General features: G+C 35.4%; 11 protein-coding genes. 1 reads left to right on the forward strand and 10 read right to left on the reverse strand.

Annotation, left to right across the window (positions count from 1 at the left end):
* Window positions 1–65 precede the first annotated feature (65 nt).
* The 5 genes from ruvA to H1R81_RS06535 form a co-directional block, all read right to left on the reverse strand.
* Window positions 66–659, reverse strand: a complete 594-nt coding sequence (gene ruvA / locus H1R81_RS06515) for a Holliday junction branch migration protein RuvA (RefSeq protein WP_181839851.1) — start codon at window positions 657–659, stop codon at window positions 66–68.
* Window positions 660–775: 116 nt separating this feature from the next.
* On the reverse strand, window positions 776–1,318 hold the full coding sequence (locus tag H1R81_RS06520; protein WP_181839852.1) for a hypothetical protein: 543 nt from the start codon (window positions 1,316–1,318) through the stop codon (window positions 776–778).
* Between the two features lie 140 nt (window positions 1,319–1,458).
* Window positions 1,459–1,911 (reverse strand): DUF3299 domain-containing protein, encoded by a 453-nt coding sequence (locus tag H1R81_RS06525; protein WP_181839853.1) that lies wholly within the window; start codon window positions 1,909–1,911, stop codon window positions 1,459–1,461.
* A 101-nt stretch (window positions 1,912–2,012) separates the two neighbouring features.
* A complete protein-coding gene (locus H1R81_RS06530) occupies window positions 2,013–3,242 on the reverse strand; it encodes an ABC transporter permease (protein ID WP_181839854.1) in 1,230 nt (409 codons plus the stop codon).
* A gap of 52 nt (window positions 3,243–3,294) precedes the next feature.
* Window positions 3,295–3,924, reverse strand: coding sequence for an ABC transporter ATP-binding protein (locus H1R81_RS06535; protein WP_181839855.1), 630 nt, complete (start codon window positions 3,922–3,924; stop codon window positions 3,295–3,297).
* A 183-nt stretch (window positions 3,925–4,107) separates the two neighbouring features.
* Between H1R81_RS06535 and H1R81_RS06540 the strand changes: the two genes are divergently transcribed.
* Window positions 4,108–5,400, forward strand: coding sequence for a helix-turn-helix domain-containing protein (locus H1R81_RS06540; RefSeq protein ID WP_181839856.1), 1,293 nt, complete (start codon window positions 4,108–4,110; stop codon window positions 5,398–5,400).
* A 74-nt stretch (window positions 5,401–5,474) separates the two neighbouring features.
* Here H1R81_RS06540 and H1R81_RS06545 read toward each other — a convergent pair whose 3' ends face one another.
* From H1R81_RS06545 to H1R81_RS06565, 5 genes are all read right to left on the reverse strand, one after another.
* The gene (locus H1R81_RS06545; protein ID WP_181839857.1) at window positions 5,475–7,877 is read right to left on the reverse strand and encodes an ABC transporter permease; all 2,403 of its coding nucleotides are present in this window, start codon (window positions 7,875–7,877) and stop codon (window positions 5,475–5,477) included.
* Window positions 7,878–7,969: 92 nt separating this feature from the next.
* A complete protein-coding gene (locus H1R81_RS06550; protein ID WP_181839858.1) occupies window positions 7,970–10,357 on the reverse strand; it encodes an ABC transporter permease in 2,388 nt (795 codons plus the stop codon).
* Between the two features lie 92 nt (window positions 10,358–10,449).
* The gene (locus H1R81_RS06555; protein ID WP_181839859.1) at window positions 10,450–12,834 is read right to left on the reverse strand and encodes an ABC transporter permease; all 2,385 of its coding nucleotides are present in this window, start codon (window positions 12,832–12,834) and stop codon (window positions 10,450–10,452) included.
* A gap of 89 nt (window positions 12,835–12,923) precedes the next feature.
* Window positions 12,924–15,299 (reverse strand): ABC transporter permease, encoded by a 2,376-nt coding sequence (locus tag H1R81_RS06560; RefSeq protein WP_181839860.1) that lies wholly within the window; start codon window positions 15,297–15,299, stop codon window positions 12,924–12,926.
* Window positions 15,300–15,400: 101 nt separating this feature from the next.
* On the reverse strand, window positions 15,401–17,782 hold the full coding sequence (locus H1R81_RS06565) for an ABC transporter permease (RefSeq protein ID WP_181839861.1): 2,382 nt from the start codon (window positions 17,780–17,782) through the stop codon (window positions 15,401–15,403).
* Window positions 17,783–17,798: the final 16 nt, after the last annotated feature.

Consider the following 17,798-nt stretch of genomic DNA (forward strand, 5'->3'; position numbering starts at 1 on the left):
AGCAAATCTTTGTTTTTTGCAATTAAAATCAATTAATATGTTTATGTATCTTAATTAATTACAATTTATCTCAATGCCAGCTTGATCAATTGTTCAAGCGTAATTTCATTTCCTTCACGCTTAATTATCATATCAATACTTTTCTCTGCTACTGCTCTTGCAATACCTAATGTAACTAAAGCAGTAAGTGCTTCATTACGTAAGGCAGAATTTGCAGGAGCAAAAATGTTTGGTGTGACGCCTCCTAATAAAGATTCTTTTTTAAGTTTATCTTTTAATTCGATAATTGCTCTTTGGGCAGTTTTCAAACCTATACCTTTAATACTTTGTATCGTTCGGACATCTTCTGAGATAATAGCATGTTTAATTTCGGCCGATGATAAGGATGAAAGCATAATCATTGCCGTGCTTGGACCAATGCCCGAAACACTGATTAAATCTTCAAATAATTCTTTCTCTGCACCTTCAAAAAATCCAAAAAGGGTATGAGAATCTTCTCGAATTATTAACAATGTATGTAATTTACATCTCTCACCGGTATTATGAAGAGCTGCATAAGTTTGCAGGGAAATTTTTACCTGATAACCTACACCAGAGACATCAATAATTACATAGGTTGGGTCTTTATAGGCAAGTTTACCATCAAGATAAGCAATCATGTTGTTTTACAGATTTTGAATTTCTGCACTTGATTTTAAGGATTAGAAAAACGTTTGAACCGTAAAGAAAGAAAAAATATATGACTTTTTAGCAATTTACAGTTTTTAGGGCTGTATTATTTTATGATATTAAGGCGTATTCCGCCACTAACTTGCCCATTTAAGAAAAAAGGAGAGGGGAGTGCTTCAAGATAAACGCCGCCATCCAAAAAGAACCCCATATTATTAGGTAACTTAAATTCCAATCCAGCAGTACCAGTCGGCCCTAAAGAAATTTTACTTACTGATTTGATACTTTCATTTCGCCACGCATCAGGAAAATGTTTTCTTGAATTGATTTGCCCACCAAAGCCATAGTAGACGTGCCCCCAGTCTTTACCGAAAAGTGAATGATGATATAAATAAATACCCTGAATCATCAACCCCGCTGTTTTGTATTCACCATTATTATATCTACGATTGTTGTTATACAATAGTCCATAAGTACCTATGTTAACATCAAAGGCCCGATCACCATTCTGAAAATATTTTCTTAGATTAAGCCCTACGGGTTCACCAATCCGAAAACCTACAGCCCAGTTATAGTCATATTGAGCATGGAGAGTAGTGGTTGAGGAAACAAGGAGAATAGGAATAACCAAAAACAGTAATTTTTTCATGATTCAAATTTTATGTGATTGGGAAAGGATATTAAAACAAATATAACGACAATCTAACGAATAACAGCCCCCATTTATTCAATAAAAAAGCGTCTGAATTTTATTTCAGACGCAAAAAATGGTTTTTTGTCACCCAAAAATTATTGGACTAAATCTGCATTAGATAAAATATAATTTAGTTCATTAATATCGTCAGCGTTAAGTTTCAATGTGCCTTTTACAGTTATACGGTCATCAGTATTAAAACGCTTGGTTGTTTTCTTAAATTTTACCTGTACAACTGATTCAGGTCCGGCTTGTCCACAAAAAAAACATGAACTATATGGATTGGCCGATAGTACATACATATTGGCATCGACATCCACTGGAATCATATAACCGGTAAGAACTACATCTTTACCCTGTAATCCGGCGACTTTTGGGCCAAAGGTGGGATATAAAATAAACATTGATTCTTCTGCACTCCATTTCTTTTTAAAGGTTACATCTCTCAAAGTCTCCCATGTAATTTTGGTTGGTTCTTCAACAAAACCGAAAGAAATAGCTCCTAAAAATGCAAGGTTAATGATTAAATATTTTGATAGATTTTTCATTTTTCATACCCTTTTCCAAGAAAAGGAACGTTTAGTTTATAGATGTTTCCCTCGTTTAAACCGAGTAATGATGAAATTATTGTTTAAAATTACGAGATAAATTATTCTTCAGCAAGTGTTCTCGAAATATTCAATTTATAAATATTAATTGATGGTAAGGCAGCGGCTAAAATTCCGATAGCTAATGCGCCCGCAAAAAGATAAATTTCTCCTGTCTGGATGCTCATCTGACTAACATCAAAATGGAATTTTTTGCTGATCTGATTTGAAATCAGAATGATACCAATGCGGCTTAAAACTATTCCAGCCATAAAACCAAATAAGGCTAATAAGACTCCCTCTAATAACAGCATTAAGAACAAACGAGTTCGGCTTGCACCCATTGAAAGCATCAAGGCCATCTCATATTTTCGTTCTTTTAGTGAATTATACAAAGATACAAAAACACTTATACCCGATATAAGCATAATAACTGCGGCTAATATTTGCAGCCCGTCAACACCAATGCCTAATAATTCAAATAGCCGATTTACTTCAATAGAAGGTAAAGCTGCTTGTAGTTTCGAATTCTGATTTATATTACGAGGCATACTCATTAAGCCCATTGGAGAGCGAAATTTTATCAGAGCACTTGTTATTTCACGCTTATCCATATCTACATCTTCTTCATTCTCAGGATGTTCGGCCACTTTATCCTCTGAATTTTCCATTTCTTCATTATGCTCATGAATATTCCAGATACTACTCAGGCTCGTCAGTACAAGATTATCAATAACCGAATTGTTAAACGCTAATATACCTACAACTTTATATTTAGTGTGGTCATGTACCTCGCCTGCTGCATCTAATCCGTGAGCACTTGCAAAAGAATCGCCTATCTTTAAGTCTGTATTTAATGCTACCTGGGCACCCAAAATCACATCTAAGTCTTTTTTGAAGAGTATACCCGTTTCAATATTTGCTTTAAAATGTTCTAAATATTTTTTATTCGTACCAACAATCCGATAGCCCAGGTAATTATCTCCCATTGATAATGGAATCATTTCTTTTACCAAAGGATTTTGTGCAATTTCCTGTATATCACTCAGATATACATTTCCTGTAGGGTTGTCTATCTGGTAAACACTTGACAAAATTAATTGTAATGGACTGCCCTTCGCACCAATTACCATATCAATTCCACTAATGTTTTTAGTAAATTTATCTTGTAACTGTTTGCCCAGAAGTAATAATAAAGAAATTATTGCAATGCCAAGCGTCATTAATAAGATACACAAAAAACTGTTAAGTTTTTTGTCAAGTATATTTTTCCAACTTATTTTAAGTAGCATTTTTTGAGTATTCGTATAAGGTTTTGTAGATGGAGTTTGTCCATCAATTAATTTAACTCAGTATAATTTTATTACTAAATTTATCTTTCAGACGCTGGTCATGTGTAACTATTACCAATGCCGCACCAATACTTTTAGATTGGTTTTCAAGAAGGTTAATTACTTTATCACAATTTTCATCATCAAGATTCGATGTTGGTTCATCAGCAAGAATTACGTCAGGATTATTCATTAGAGCTCGAGCAATGCTTACTCTCTGTTGCTCCCCACCACTTAAAAGTGTTGTCTTTTTGTCTAATAGTTCATAAAAACCCAGGCTCTTGGCTAATCGTACAGCCTGTTCTTTTGATAGAGGCTTTTCTGCCAGGTAATTAGCTAAAATCAGGTTCTCTAATACGCTTAATGAGCTCACAAAATGAGATTTCTGATAGATGATACCTAAATGCGAAGCACGCATTTTTGTTGCTGCTTTAGGCTGTAATTTTGCAAACTCCTGATTGTTTATCTGAATCGAACCGCTTTCAGGTTGAAGCAATAATGCCAGAAGGTGTAGAAGGGTAGTCTTTCCGGTGCCTGAATTTCCTAATATCAGAAGGGCATCACCTTGAGCACAGGAAAAGGATGGAAAACTGAATTTTCTTTGGGATTTATATGAAAATGCGAGATTTGAAACAGTAAGCATTCAGGGTATTTTTGGTCAAAGATAAGCATTTGCAACTATATTGCATAAATGTTTTGTTGTAGATTTGAAATTTTTATTTCAAATCTACAAACCTGGAAGGTTTTTAGAAAAAAAAGAATAGAATTTGTGAAAAAATATTTTACTTGTCACTAAATTTCTTAAGCCTAATTTCTAATTCTGTTCTTGAAAAAAAAACTGATTATTTCTTTTATTTTATTGCTGCTTGTTACTCTATTGCAAGCCCAGACTTCTATTTATTATCTGAATAATACACCTGACATTGATGGCTTGGCTGATGACTGGGATATGCAAAAGGCAAAGCTTTTTCAATCTAAGGCCAAAAATGTATATTCAGTCAATCAGGCCAGGTATATTTTAGGTTTTGATGAACAAAATTTATATGGGTTGTTTCAGATTACGGATAGACATCTAACAGATCTGGCATTAGATAAAAGTGGAAGCCCACGCCTGACTTTTAACGATGCCATTGAATTATACATTGACGCCAAAAATAATAGTAGACAGATAATGGACGCCTCTGATTATCAGATTATTATTGATTTAAATAGCAATATAACTGTATTCAGAGGAGGTGATAGGTTTTTAGTACAAGTTGATGAAGCGTTAGTACCTAAAGATACAATAACTGCTAATTTTGTGATTGACGTAAAAACAACACATGAGGGAAGTCTGAATAATGGTAGAGATATTGATAATCAATATATTATAGAATTCAGATTACCCTGGGCTTCATTAGGGGTTGTGCCTATTGAAGGGGAATTCTTTAAAATGGATATATGTTTTAATGATGCAGATGAATTTCTGGATATTAAACCGCTGTCTGAAGGTGACCCGATTCCACATTATAGCTATGAAAGTATTACCGGAAATACGGATTTTGGTTATCCGGATAAATGGACAAAAGCTAAATTAGTTGGCCATTTATCATGGTGGAAAAAACTGAATGAAAAGTATGGGCATTATTGGTGGATATTATCACTAATAATTATTCTAATCTTTATTCCTGCAATTGTATATCTTTCAATATCAAATACTAACTTAAGGCACATACAGCCTAAGTCAGTTGAGGTTGATAGAAAACTGGGTTTGATTTTTTCTGAAGAAGACAAACAAAAAAAACAAGAGATAAACTCAGAGAAAGCATTTGTTAAAAATACCAGGCGGTTTATCTTACAGCAATTGGATAATGATATTACTCCAGCTGACTTAGCTTCGGAGTTAGGTATCAGCATACGTCAATTACAAAGAATCTTTAAAGAAGAACTCGATATTACGCCTAATGCCTTTATAACAACTTTAAAAATGGAAGCAGCTGCTTCAATGCTACAAGCTGAAGAAAGAAATATTTCGGAAGTTGCGTATGCCATTGGTTTTTCAGACCCAGCCTATTTTGCAAAAGTCTTTAAAAAATATTTCAGGCAAAGCCCGAAAGAGTATATAAAAAACAAAACCTAACACCCTTAAAGAAGAATTTAAGAAAAATGTAAAATTTCATTTCTTAAACTCTCCTTTAGGTTTTGGCAGCTCTCTTATTCCGTCTTTAAGCTTCTTACAGGATTGACCAATGCAGCTTTTATAGCCTGATAACTAACTGTTATAAGTGTAATCAATATTGCACCTATACTTGCAACAACGAAAATCCACCAGGATATATCAGTTTTGTATGTATATTTTTGCAACCAATTATTCATGAAGTAATAGGCAACCGGAGTAGCAATCACTAAAGAAATACAAACCAATAGTACAAAATCCTTTGATAATAATTGCCATAAATTAAATACGGATGCTCCTAATACTTTTCTTACACCAATTTCTTTAGTTCGTTGTTCTGCCATGAAAGATGCTAACCCAAATAACCCGAGACACGAAATAAATATGGCTAATGAGGCAAAAATAGCTGCTAAAGTACCAATTCGCTCTTCAGTAGCGAACTTAGCCGCAAATTCGCTATCTGCAAATTTGTAATCAAATGGGGCAGCTGGGATAATTTTCTTGAATATTTTCTCAATAACCGCAATTGACTCACTTGCGCTTTTCTTAGGATTTAATTTAAGATTTATCCAGTTTGAATTGCCGTCGCTCAAAAAATAGATTGTTTGTTTTACGGGTTCAAAAGGAGATTCCATCACCATATCTTTTATTATACCGATAATTTTAAAATTGGGGTCTTTCTCATCAGTACCCCACTTGATTATTTTTCCGATAGGATCTTTTATACCCATAAATCGGATGGCAGCTTCATTTAAAACTATTGAAGAAGAATCAGTAGAAAAATTTTTAGATAAGTCTCGCCCTTCTTTAAATTGCCAGCCTACTGTTTTTCCAAAATTATGAGTTACCCATATTGTAGCAAAATCGGGCGTAAGGTTAGGGTCTTTCCCTTCCCAGTAAAACCCACCGTTATTTGACCATACACCTGTTAATGGACTTGAAGATTCAGCCATTTCTATAACTGCCCCTGAATTTTTTAATTCTCTCTGCAATACATCAAATTTGCCATAAAAATCAGGAGATTTCTTTTGGATCATCATTAAGTTACTTCTATTATAACCTATCGGACGATTCTTAGTAAACTGTATTTGTGAATAGATGATAATAGTGCCGATGATTAAAGTGACTGAAACTGTAAATTGTAGAACCACCAGAACCTTACGGGGGATTGAAGCAAAACGTCCAACTTTAAAAGTTCCTTTCAATACTTTCACGGGTTGGAAAGATGATAAATAGAGGGCAGGATAACTTCCGGCAATAAAACCTGTAACGAGAATGAATAGTAGATTTAAAACCCAGAAATACGGATTACTCCAAAGTAAACTTATTTTTTTATCTGCAATTGTATTAAACCAGGGTAAACTGATTAACACCAAAATTATTGAGAGAATAAAAGCAAAGAATACAATCAGTAACGACTCGCTAAAGAATTGACTTATCAATTGAGTACGCAATGAACCAATTGCTTTCCGGATTCCCACTTCTTTGGCTCTTTTTTCAGATCTCGCAGTACTTAGATTCATGAAATTAATACAAGCCAATAACAAAACAAAAATACCTACGACACCAAACAGCCAAACGTACTCAATTAATCCTCCTGATTTAACCCCGTTTTCCCAGTTAGACCTGAGATGCCAGTCGGCCATTGGATTCAGATAAATTTCTGCTTTAAATTTCTTCTCATCCTCCGGAACTCTGTTCAATTTTGCATTGAGAATACTTTTATCAACAGAAGCAAAATCAGTGTTATCCGCAATCTGGGCAAATAGCTGAAAGGAATTATTACCCCATTGGTTTTCATCACGCGCTCTTCTAACCCAATCTTCCGAACTCACATATAACTCCCATGGAGCGATAAAAGTAAGATTTTTAAAGCGTGTATTATAGGGTAAATCCTTAAATACACCAGTTACTTTCACATCTAATTTACTATCTATTCTAAGTGTTTTATTTAAAGGATCCGAATCCCCAAAAAAAGCTTTGGTAGTTGATTCAGATAATAAAATAGAGTTTGGATCTTTCAGCCCATCATGAGTACCATTTATCATTTCTAATGAAAATATCCTGGGGGCATCAATATCCATATAAACACCTGTTCTGGATAGTTTTGTGTCTCCCATTGTCAGAATATGGTCACCTACCCATGACGAATTGGCCAAGTACTTAAAATTACCACCATATTGTGTTCGTAATTCTTTCGCTAAAGGAAAAGGGATAGAGTTTTGTGAATATACTTGTCCGTTAGCGGTTTGATGCTGCATTACCTGTGCAATACGGTCATAGTTTTTATGATATTTGTCGTATGACAACTCGTCAAACATCCAGAGGCCAATAAGCATGGCAACAGTCATGCCTGTGGCCAGCCCAAAAATGTTAATAAAAGAATATCCTTTGTGTTTCAAAAGGTTTCGGAATGCGATTTTAAAGTAATTGCTTATCATGATTTTGTAAAGGTTAATAGAAAATGGAGAAAGGAATAAGGTTTAGGTAGCAAGGTTTTTACTTTCTCCATTCTCCGTATTTCGTTCTCTATCTAATCAGTTTTTAATGATTTCACAGGATTCATTGATGCTGCTTTGATGGATTGATGGCTGACTGTGATTAAGGTTATTAATAATGTACCAAAGCCTGCTGCAACAAAAACCCACCAGGAAATTTCGATTCTATAGTTATATTTCTGCACCCAATTATTCATAAAATAGTAAGCAATTGGGGTTGAAATGATAAATGAGAGGAATATCAGAATCATAAAATCTTTTGATAATAGACCCCATAAATCCAGAATAGTTGCACCTAATATTTTTCTGATGCCAATTTCTTTGGTGCGTTGCTCGGCCATAAAAGAAGCTAAGCCAAAAAGCCCAAGGCATGAAATAAAAATAGCAAAGATGGTGAAGAAAAATGCTAATCGCCCTATACGTTCTTCATTGGCAAATTTCTGATTATAGGCCAAATCGGCAAATTCATATTCAAATGGAACTGATGGAACAAGTTTTTTAAATACTGCTTCAATTTTAGGTAAAGCCTCAGCTGCAGCAATTGCAGGATTCAATCTCAAATTGATGAAATAGTGATATTTTTCAAGAGTGAAAATAGTGGGGATGGTAGCTTCATAAGGTGAGCTTGTTATCATGTCTTTGGTTACTCCGATAATTGTAAAGAATTTATTTCTTCTCTTCCATTCAACTAATTGCCCTATAGGATTTTCTAATCCCATATATTTAACCGCAGCTTCATTAATGATGATACCAGACGAATCACTGTTAAAATCTCTTGAAAAATCCCTTCCTTCTTTCATTTGCCAGCCGATGGTTTTACCATACTCCGGGGTAATACATAAAGTACTGAATTGTTCTTGCATTGATGGATTCTTGCCTTTCCACGAAAATCCACCTACACTTGACCTGTTTTCAGTTACTTTATACTCAGATTCTGATATTTCTACCACTGCTCTGGTATTTTTCAGTTCAGTTCTTAGTAAATCGTATTTTCCTTTATAATCTTCCGTCTTTTTCTCAATTACCAGAAGCCCGTTTGGAGTATAACCAACGGGTCTGTTCTTGGAGTAAATTATTTGCTGATAAATAACAATTGTATTCAGAATCAGTGTGATAGAAACAATAAATTGAAAAACAACCAGAAATTTTCGAGGAGACGAAACAAAATTCCCGATATGCAAAGTGCCTTTTAAGACCTTAATTGTTTGGAAAGAAGAAAGATAAAAAGCAGGATAGCTTCCGGCAATAATACTCGTAAAACTAATAAACAAACTACAACCCAGCCAGAACCAAAGATTATTCCAGGGCATATATATTTGTTTGGTAGCAATAGTATTGAAGAATGGTAAAGCCATGCTTGCTAGTAACAGTGCTATTAAAAAAGCAAAAATTACGATTAGGAATGATTCACTGAAAAACTGAATAATTAATTGGCTTCTTAATGAACCTATGGCTTTTCTGACACCCACTTCTTTTGCCCGTTTTTCACTACGAGCCGTACTCAGATTCATAAAATTGATGCAGGCCAACAATAAGATAAAAATGCCTATACTACCCACCAACCACACGAATCTCATCGGTCCTTTTTCTATTGTTCCGTTTTTAAAATCTGAATACAAATGCCATTTTTCCATAGGGTGCAAAAATACATTCGATTTGTATGCACCAGACTCATGTCTGCTTTGTGCATCTTTTACTCTTGTCGAAATAGTTTCAAAAGCATTAGCGTCAATCTCTCCTTTTGTTTGAATCTGGGTGTAGATATTGACGAAGTTATTAGTCCAGCCTTGTTCCATTATCCATTCATTATGAGCAATGTATAAATCGAAAGGGGCAAAAAACTTGGTTTCGGTCAGTTGGGTATTTAATGGTAAATCTTCATAAACACCTGTTACCTTCACATCCATTTTATTATTGATTTTTACCAACCGATTGATTGGGTCTTTCTCACCAAAGAGGGACTTGGCTGTTGATTCAGCTAATAAGATTGAATGTGGGTCTTTTAAGCCATCCCACGAACCTTTCAACATTTTCAAAGAAAACATTTGAGGTGCTTGAGTTTCTGTAAACTGACCTTTTCTTGAAAGTTTTACCTCACCGCTTGCTAATACGTATTCTGCCAAAGGCAAGACAGCCACCAGGTTTTTGAATTGACTGCCGTAATTTGCTTTCAATTCATCACTTAAAACATAAGGTACATAATCGGTATTGAAGGTCTCACCATTCAAGTTGATGCTACGCATCACTTTTGCAATGCTTTTATAGTTTTTATGATATTGATTAAAACTCAATTCATCATAAACCCATAAGCCAATTAGTATAGCCACAGCCATTCCGGTAGCCAACCCAAAAATATTAATGAAAGAATATCCTTTGTGTTTCAAAAGGTTTCGGAACGCGATTTTAAAGTAATTGCTTATCATGATTTTGTAATGGTTAATGGAAAATGGAGAAAGGAACAAGGTTAAGGTAGCAAGGTTTTTACTTTCTCCATTCTTCGTATTCTTTTCTATATCTAATCAGTTTTTAATGATTTCACAGGATTCATTAATGCTGCTTTGATGGATTGATAGCTTATGGTTAGAAAAGCGATGACAATAGCTAAAATTCCTGCAATGCAGGGCATCCACCATTCTATTTCAATGCGATAGGCGAAATCTTTTAGCCAGATATCCATTAAATACCAAACAAGAGGAATCGTGATGATGAATGAAATGAAAACTAACTTGATAAACGAACCTGAAAGTGTATAAACTATTTGCTGGATCGATGCGCCTAATATTTTACGGATTCCTATTTCTTTTATGCGTTGTCGGATAACATAAGATGAAAGCCCAAACAACCCTAAACAAGCCAGAAGAATGGTAATTGCTGAGAAAACCGAGAAAACTTTTCCAATTCTTTTTTCTGCTTCATACATATTCTGAAAATCATCATCCAAAAAGTGATATTCTAATGGACGATGAGGAGCTACGATTTTCCATTTTTGGGCAATATGATTTAAAGTTTGCTGCATATCATTGGCATTTGATTTGATGAGCAACGTTCTTCCAAAGTTCGCTGGATAAAGTACCAATGGTTCAATGGTATTGTGTAAGGAAGCAAAATTAAAGTCTCTCAATACACCTTTTACCTCTCCGGGACGCCAATCACCTAAAAATATCTTTTTACCTATAGCTTCCTGAGGTTTCCAACCCAATTGTCTGGCTGCAGATTCATTGATAAGGAAATGGAAATATGGTTCTTTTTCACGAGAGGCATCAAGTAGATCCTGATGGTTTAGGTCTTCACCTGCAATCAATTTCAGTCCATTTACTTTTACATATTCTTCATCTATTTTGTTCCCTCGGGTATTCATAGCTTTTTCAGCCGTCTGGTCTCCTCTGAACATCGTATGTCCCCCCGGAATACTTACAGGAGTATAATTGGTCTGGCTTATATGAATTATATTAGGGTTCTCTTTCAACTCATTTTTCATGGCATCAATTTTCTCAACAATCTTGCTGTCAATCGCAGCAACAATCACCTGTTCACGGTTATACCCCATATTTTTGTTTTGAATGAATTGCAGTTGACTATTAATAACAATGGTACAGGCAATCATAAATATGGAAATGAAAAACTGGAATACGATGAGCCATTGCTTGAGACCACTACCCGTTGTTGTGTTTTTAAATGCCCCTTTTAATACTTTGATAGGTTTAAAATTAGATAAAACCAGCGCAGGATAACTTCCGGCCAGAAGTGAAATAATTAATAAAATGCTTAAAAGCGACAGAAGAATAACAGGAGAGCTTATTTCAGAAAAAGCCAGTGATTTATTGCTTAATTGATTGAAATAAGGCAAAGTAGCGCTAACTAAAGCAACACTAAGTAAACATGAAATAAAAGTTATGATTGAAGATTCACTAATAAATTGCCAGAAGAGTTGTCTTTTAACTGCCCCTACTACTTTGCGTATTCCTACTTCTTTCGAGCGTTCCACAGACTTGGCAGTGCTGAGATTGATAAAAGTAAAACAGGCTATCAGCAAAACTAATATAGCAACTCCACTCACCATATAAATATATTTGATGTCACTATTGGCTTCAAAACCACTATACGGCGAATAAAGATGTACGCTCGTTAAAGGTTCTAATTGATAATTAATATAAGTACCAATTTGTTTAGCCATTTCCTTAGCCATGAAAGGTTTGATTTTGGCTTGGAGGGTAGGTATAGAAGAGGCATCTTTTAATAGTAGATAAGTATAATCATTTGCATCGAAATAGGTTTCTTCCTGAGCTGGACCTAAGGAAGAAAGAGAAGCCACGAATGTATATTTTATTTGTGAGTTAGCGGGCGGGTCTACAGAAACTCCGGTTACCAGATAGGGTTCTCTGTCACTACTGATTAGCAATGTCTTGCCCACAGGGTCTGAATTACCAAAGTATTTCTTTGCCATTGAGGCAGTAATTACTATTTGCTTCGGTTTGTCTAAAACCTGTCTGGCATTGCCTTGCAATAATTTAAAATCAAAAACGCTGAAAAAAGTAGAATCGGCAAAGACAAAGCCCTCTTCATTAAAGAGGTGTTCGCCATAATTAACTACTCTGTTTACATCCGCTATTCGCACCCCACTTTCTATTTCGGCAAAGTTTCTTTTAAACGAAGGTAATACTTTGGTGCTTGTAAAATTGCCTTTCGTCGGCTCGCTTTCACCAAAGCTATACTCCATAATTACCCGCACAATGCGGTCTTTTTTGCTATGAAACTGGTCATAAGATAGCTCATGCCTGATGAACATAATCATCAATAGACACGAAGTGATACCCACTGTGAGACCTCCCACGTTGATAAGAATAAAAGACGGATTCTTAACAATATTTCGCCATGCGATTTTAAAATAGTTTTTAAGCATACCCCTAACCCCTAAAGGGAGATTTAAGTTAAAAGATATTTATAGTTGACCCCACAAATTTCCCATTATTGGCCAAGGGATGGGGCTCATTACTCCGTTTTCAAACTTTTCACAGGATTCATTAAAGCTGCCTTTATACTTTGATAGCCAACGGTTATAAAAGCTATCAGTATGGACAGACCTCCGGCTGCTGCAAATATCCACCATTCAATATCAATCCGATAGACAAAGCCTTGCAGCCATTGATTCATAAAATAATAGGCAATTGGACCAGCTATAACGATTCCGATTAAAACGAGTTTTAGGAAATCTTTGGATAATAAACCAGTAATGCCAATAACTGATGCCCCTAAAACCTTTCTGATACCAATTTCTTTGGTTCTGCGCTCGGCAGTAAAAGTAGCAAGTCCAAACAGGCCAAGACAACAAATAAAAATGGCTGTGAAGCTAAAAATACTTATCATTTCTAATGAACGTTTTTCCCTCCAGAATTTTGATTCAAGTTCATAATCTGCAAATTTGATATTAAGAGTGGCTTCAGGATCAAACCTTTTAACTATTTTTTCAATGCGGCTTACAGCTTCGTTAACCGATAGATTTTCGGTTAATTTTAAAGTAATAAATGGAGCATTGGCCAGTCTCATAAAGAAGATTGTTGGCTTGGCATTATCATAAGGAGAGTCAAAAATGATATCCTTGGCAATACCAACTATTGCATATCTGTTTCCGCTGAATTCGATATACTCATTCAATGGATTCTTAAAACCAATCAATTCGGCAGCTGATTTATTCAGAATTACACTCGCGGTATCTGTTTTGAATTTTCGATCAAAGTCTCTCCCTTGTGAAATTTTCCAGTTTACAGTTTTACCAAACTCAGGTGTTACTATTACTTCACCAAAGCTGTCTGAACTATTTTCAGGTTTTCCACGCCAACTGATTCCAGATTGATTGTGCCAGTTTTCTGCCAGTGGTGTATTCATTTCTGCCATTTCTTTAACTGCCCCTGAGGCTAATAACTGTTCACGCATAGCCCAGAAATGCCCTCTCAAACCCGGAGTGTTTTTCTGTATTTGTATCAGGCGGTTTTTATCGTAACCCATCGGGCGATTCATGCCATATTTGAGTTGTTGACTTATAACCAACATGGAAACAAGCATCATTACCGAAATAGTAAATTGAAAAACCACTAATGTTTTCCTTAACAAAACTTCTTTACCAGAGCCAATTCGTAAACCTTTTAATATTTTTATAGGATTGAAAGATGATAAATAGAGAGCAGGGTAAATACCTGCCAACAATGTAATAATTGCAAGAGCAGAGAAAAATTTCAATATAAAAGTTGTGTCTATAAGGTTAAATTCAATTTTTATTGCAGTCAATGTATTAAACCAGCCTGCAAATAATTGCACTAAAAATAAGCTTATAATACCTGCAATAAATACTAATAAGGCAACCTCTGCATAAATCATTTGTAGTATGCCTTTACGACTTGAGCCTATGGCCTTTCGTACGCCGATCTCCTTAGCTTTTATGCTAGCTCTGGCTGTAACCAAGTTTACAAAATTAATGATAGCCAACAAGAGAATCAGAATACCAATACCTGCAAAAATCAGTATATTATTAAGACCTGAGCCTACCGCTTTGCCATTTTCAAAGGCTGGGTAAAGTCTCCATTTCGACATCGGATGAATAAATACTTCTGGTTGAGATTTATCATCTGTGTGTGGCAATAAAATCTTTGCAATGGTTTTTGAAACTACGTCAAAATCGGTATTGCGAGCTAATTTTATGTAAATCGGGAATGACTGTTCCTCCCATCTGGTCTTTGAGTTTCTTACCCATTCTTCCATATTGGCAAATGCTTCAAAATCAGCGTAGAAATCGACATTCCTGAAGGTTGAATTCAATGGGAAGTTTTTATAAACCCCGACAACTTTCAAATTGGCCTTAGAACTCAAGTTGATTATTTTGCTGACCGGGTTTTCTGTTCCAAATAGGGCGGAGGCGGTTTTTTCACTTATCAGAATAGAAGTTGGGTCTAGTGGAAAAGTCGGTGAGCCTTTAATTATTTGTAAGTCAAGAATTTTGTGTCCACCTTTCTCCATAAAATAACCCCTTTTTATGGCCGAGGCTTCTTTATATTTTAAGGATTGTTCACCCCCAAATGAAGATACCACCACTTCATCAAAATATTGTCCGTATTCATTTCGTAGTGTTGCACCAAGCAGAATAGAGTTAGATTCTGTAGTGTTAACGCTTCCGTTATATATTAAGTTTTTCTGTATTAATCCTAATCGATCATAATTTTGATTATAGGTATTAAACTCCAGTTCACTTATTACCCAGAAACTGATAATCAAAGCAGCGGCAAAGCCTACGCTCAATCCTGCTACATTAAGAATACTATAAAGTCTGTTTTTTAAAAGACTTCTGAGTGCGATTTTAAAATAGTTTTTAAGCATATAGGAAAGGGGTAAGGGAGAAAGCAGAAAGGGACAAGGAGATGAGTCTTAAAGAAAAAGATTTTTATTGCTTTTTCCTTTCTCCTTATTCCATTTTCCAACTACTCCGTTTTTAATGACTTTACCGGATTCATTAGCGCAGCTTTGATAGCCTGAAAACTTACAGTTAAGAGGGTTATTAATAAAGCTCCTAAACTGGCTGCTGCAAAAATCCACCACGAAATATCGGTTCGGTAAGTATATTTCTCAATCCATTGGCTCATGAAATAATAGGCTATAGGAGAGGCAATGAAAAGAGAAATCAGAACTAATACTATAAAGTCTTTAGATAATAACCGCCATAAATTAAACACTGAAGCCCCTAATACTTTTCTTACGCCAATTTCTTTTGTGCGTTGTTCAGCCACAAAAGAAGCTAAACCAAATAGACCTAAACAACTGATGAAAATTGCTAAGATGGCAAAGAAGGTAGCTAACTTGCCGATACGTTCTTCGTTGGCAAATTTCTTGTTGTAATCCTCGTCAACAAATTGATATTCAAATGGTTGGGTAGGATTGTATTCCTTAAAGGTAGCTTCTAATCTATCAATGGCCTCTTTGGCACTTGACGCCGAATTTATTTTGGCAAGTACAACCGAACCTGCTTCACCTAAAGCGAAATAAACCACCGGTTTCACAGGTTCATACGGCGACTGGATGACTATATTTTTAGCTACGCCAATTACCTTATAAGGTCTGTCAAACCATTTGATTGTTTCGCCAACAGGATTTTGTAGTCCCATAAACTTTACTGCAGCCTCATTAAGTACTAATCCTGACGAATCAGATGCAAAATCTCTGGAAAAATTACGACCTTCTTTAAATTGCAAGCCTATAGTTTTGGCATAGTCATAAGATATACCACACATTGCAATATCAACAGGCATATTAGGATCTTTACCTCTCCAGTCAAATCCGCTCGAAGTGCCCCATACATTTGTGGTTGGACTACTACTTTCAGCCATTTCTATAATAGCACCCGATTCTACTAAATCGCGCTTTATTGCATCAAAATGCTTATGAATCTCATTCGTGCCAATATAAAAAGAAACCAGACCGTTGGTTTCATAGCCTAAGGGGCGGTTTTTAGCAAACTGAATCTGTTTAAATATAACAATAGTTCCAATGATTAAAGTAACTGAAACAGAAAACTGCATTACTACCAATACCTTACGCGGGATAGAGGCAAAACGGCCTACGCTAAAAGTACCTTTTAAGACTTTAATTGGCTGAAATGAAGATAAATAAAAGGCGGGATAGCTACCTGCAATAAAACCTGTCAGTACGCAGAATCCTAAACAAGCCAGCCAGAATGGTGTGCTTGTCCATAAAATATTCATTTTTTTGTCAGCAATTTCATTAAATGCCGGCAAGCTCAATTGCACAAATATCAAAGACAATGTAAATGATAGAATCACAACTAATAAGGATTCACTAAAGAACTGTAAAATTAGCTGAACCCTGACAGAACCAATGGCTTTTCTGATACCTACTTCTTTGGCACGTTTTTCACTACGGGCGGTACTCAGATTCATGAAATTTATACAGGCCAATAGCAATACAAAAATGCTGATGATGCCAAATAGCCATACATATTGAATACGTCCACCAGTATTTACTCCATTTTTATATTCAGAATACAAGTGCCAGCGACTCATAGGTAACAAAAAGAGTTCAGGCTTCTTTTTAGCCAAAGTCGGATTTACTTTCTTCAATTTAGCATCTCTTATTTTGAAAGAAACTTTGTCAATATCAGCATTATCATTCAATTGTGTATAAATCTCAAAGGCGTTGGGTCTCCAGGGGTCTGTCATGGATTTCAATCCGGCATTAGTATATAATAATTCCCAGGGAGCCATAAAGGCAACTTCACCAAAAGAGGTATTCTTAGGTAAATCTTCATAAACTGCCGTTACTTTTACATTCATATCATTATCAATTTTTATGATTTTGTCAATCGGGTCTGCCTCTCCGAAAAAGACTTTTGATAATGATTCTGATAAAATAACAGAATTTGGCTCATTGAGCCCATTTTTATTGCCTTTTATGATATTTAAGCTTAGCAAGTCAACAATGCCTGGTTCAAAGAAAGTCCCTGTTTTGTTAACAATGGTTTCACCTTTCGTTAACGTATGAAAGCCGTTCTGAGATGAAAGGATAATGTGTTTGAAATCGGCTCCATAATTTTTACGGAGTTCTTCCGCTAATGGATAAGGGACTTGCGTTTGAGTACTTACGCCACCATTATTTGTCAGGTTTTGCATTACCTGTGCAATACGGTTATAGTTTTTATGATATTTGTTAAATGACAATTCATCATAAACCCATAACCCAATTAGTATGGCTACAGCCATTCCGGTTGCTAAACCAAGAATATTAATGGTTGAATAACCTTTATACTTCAAAAGGTTTCTTAATGCGATTTTGAAATAGTTTATTATCATAAAGCTCCTAACCCCT

Source organism: Emticicia sp. BO119, from assembly GCF_013912375.1.
In the GTDB taxonomy this organism is placed as follows: domain Bacteria; phylum Bacteroidota; class Bacteroidia; order Cytophagales; family Spirosomataceae; genus Emticicia.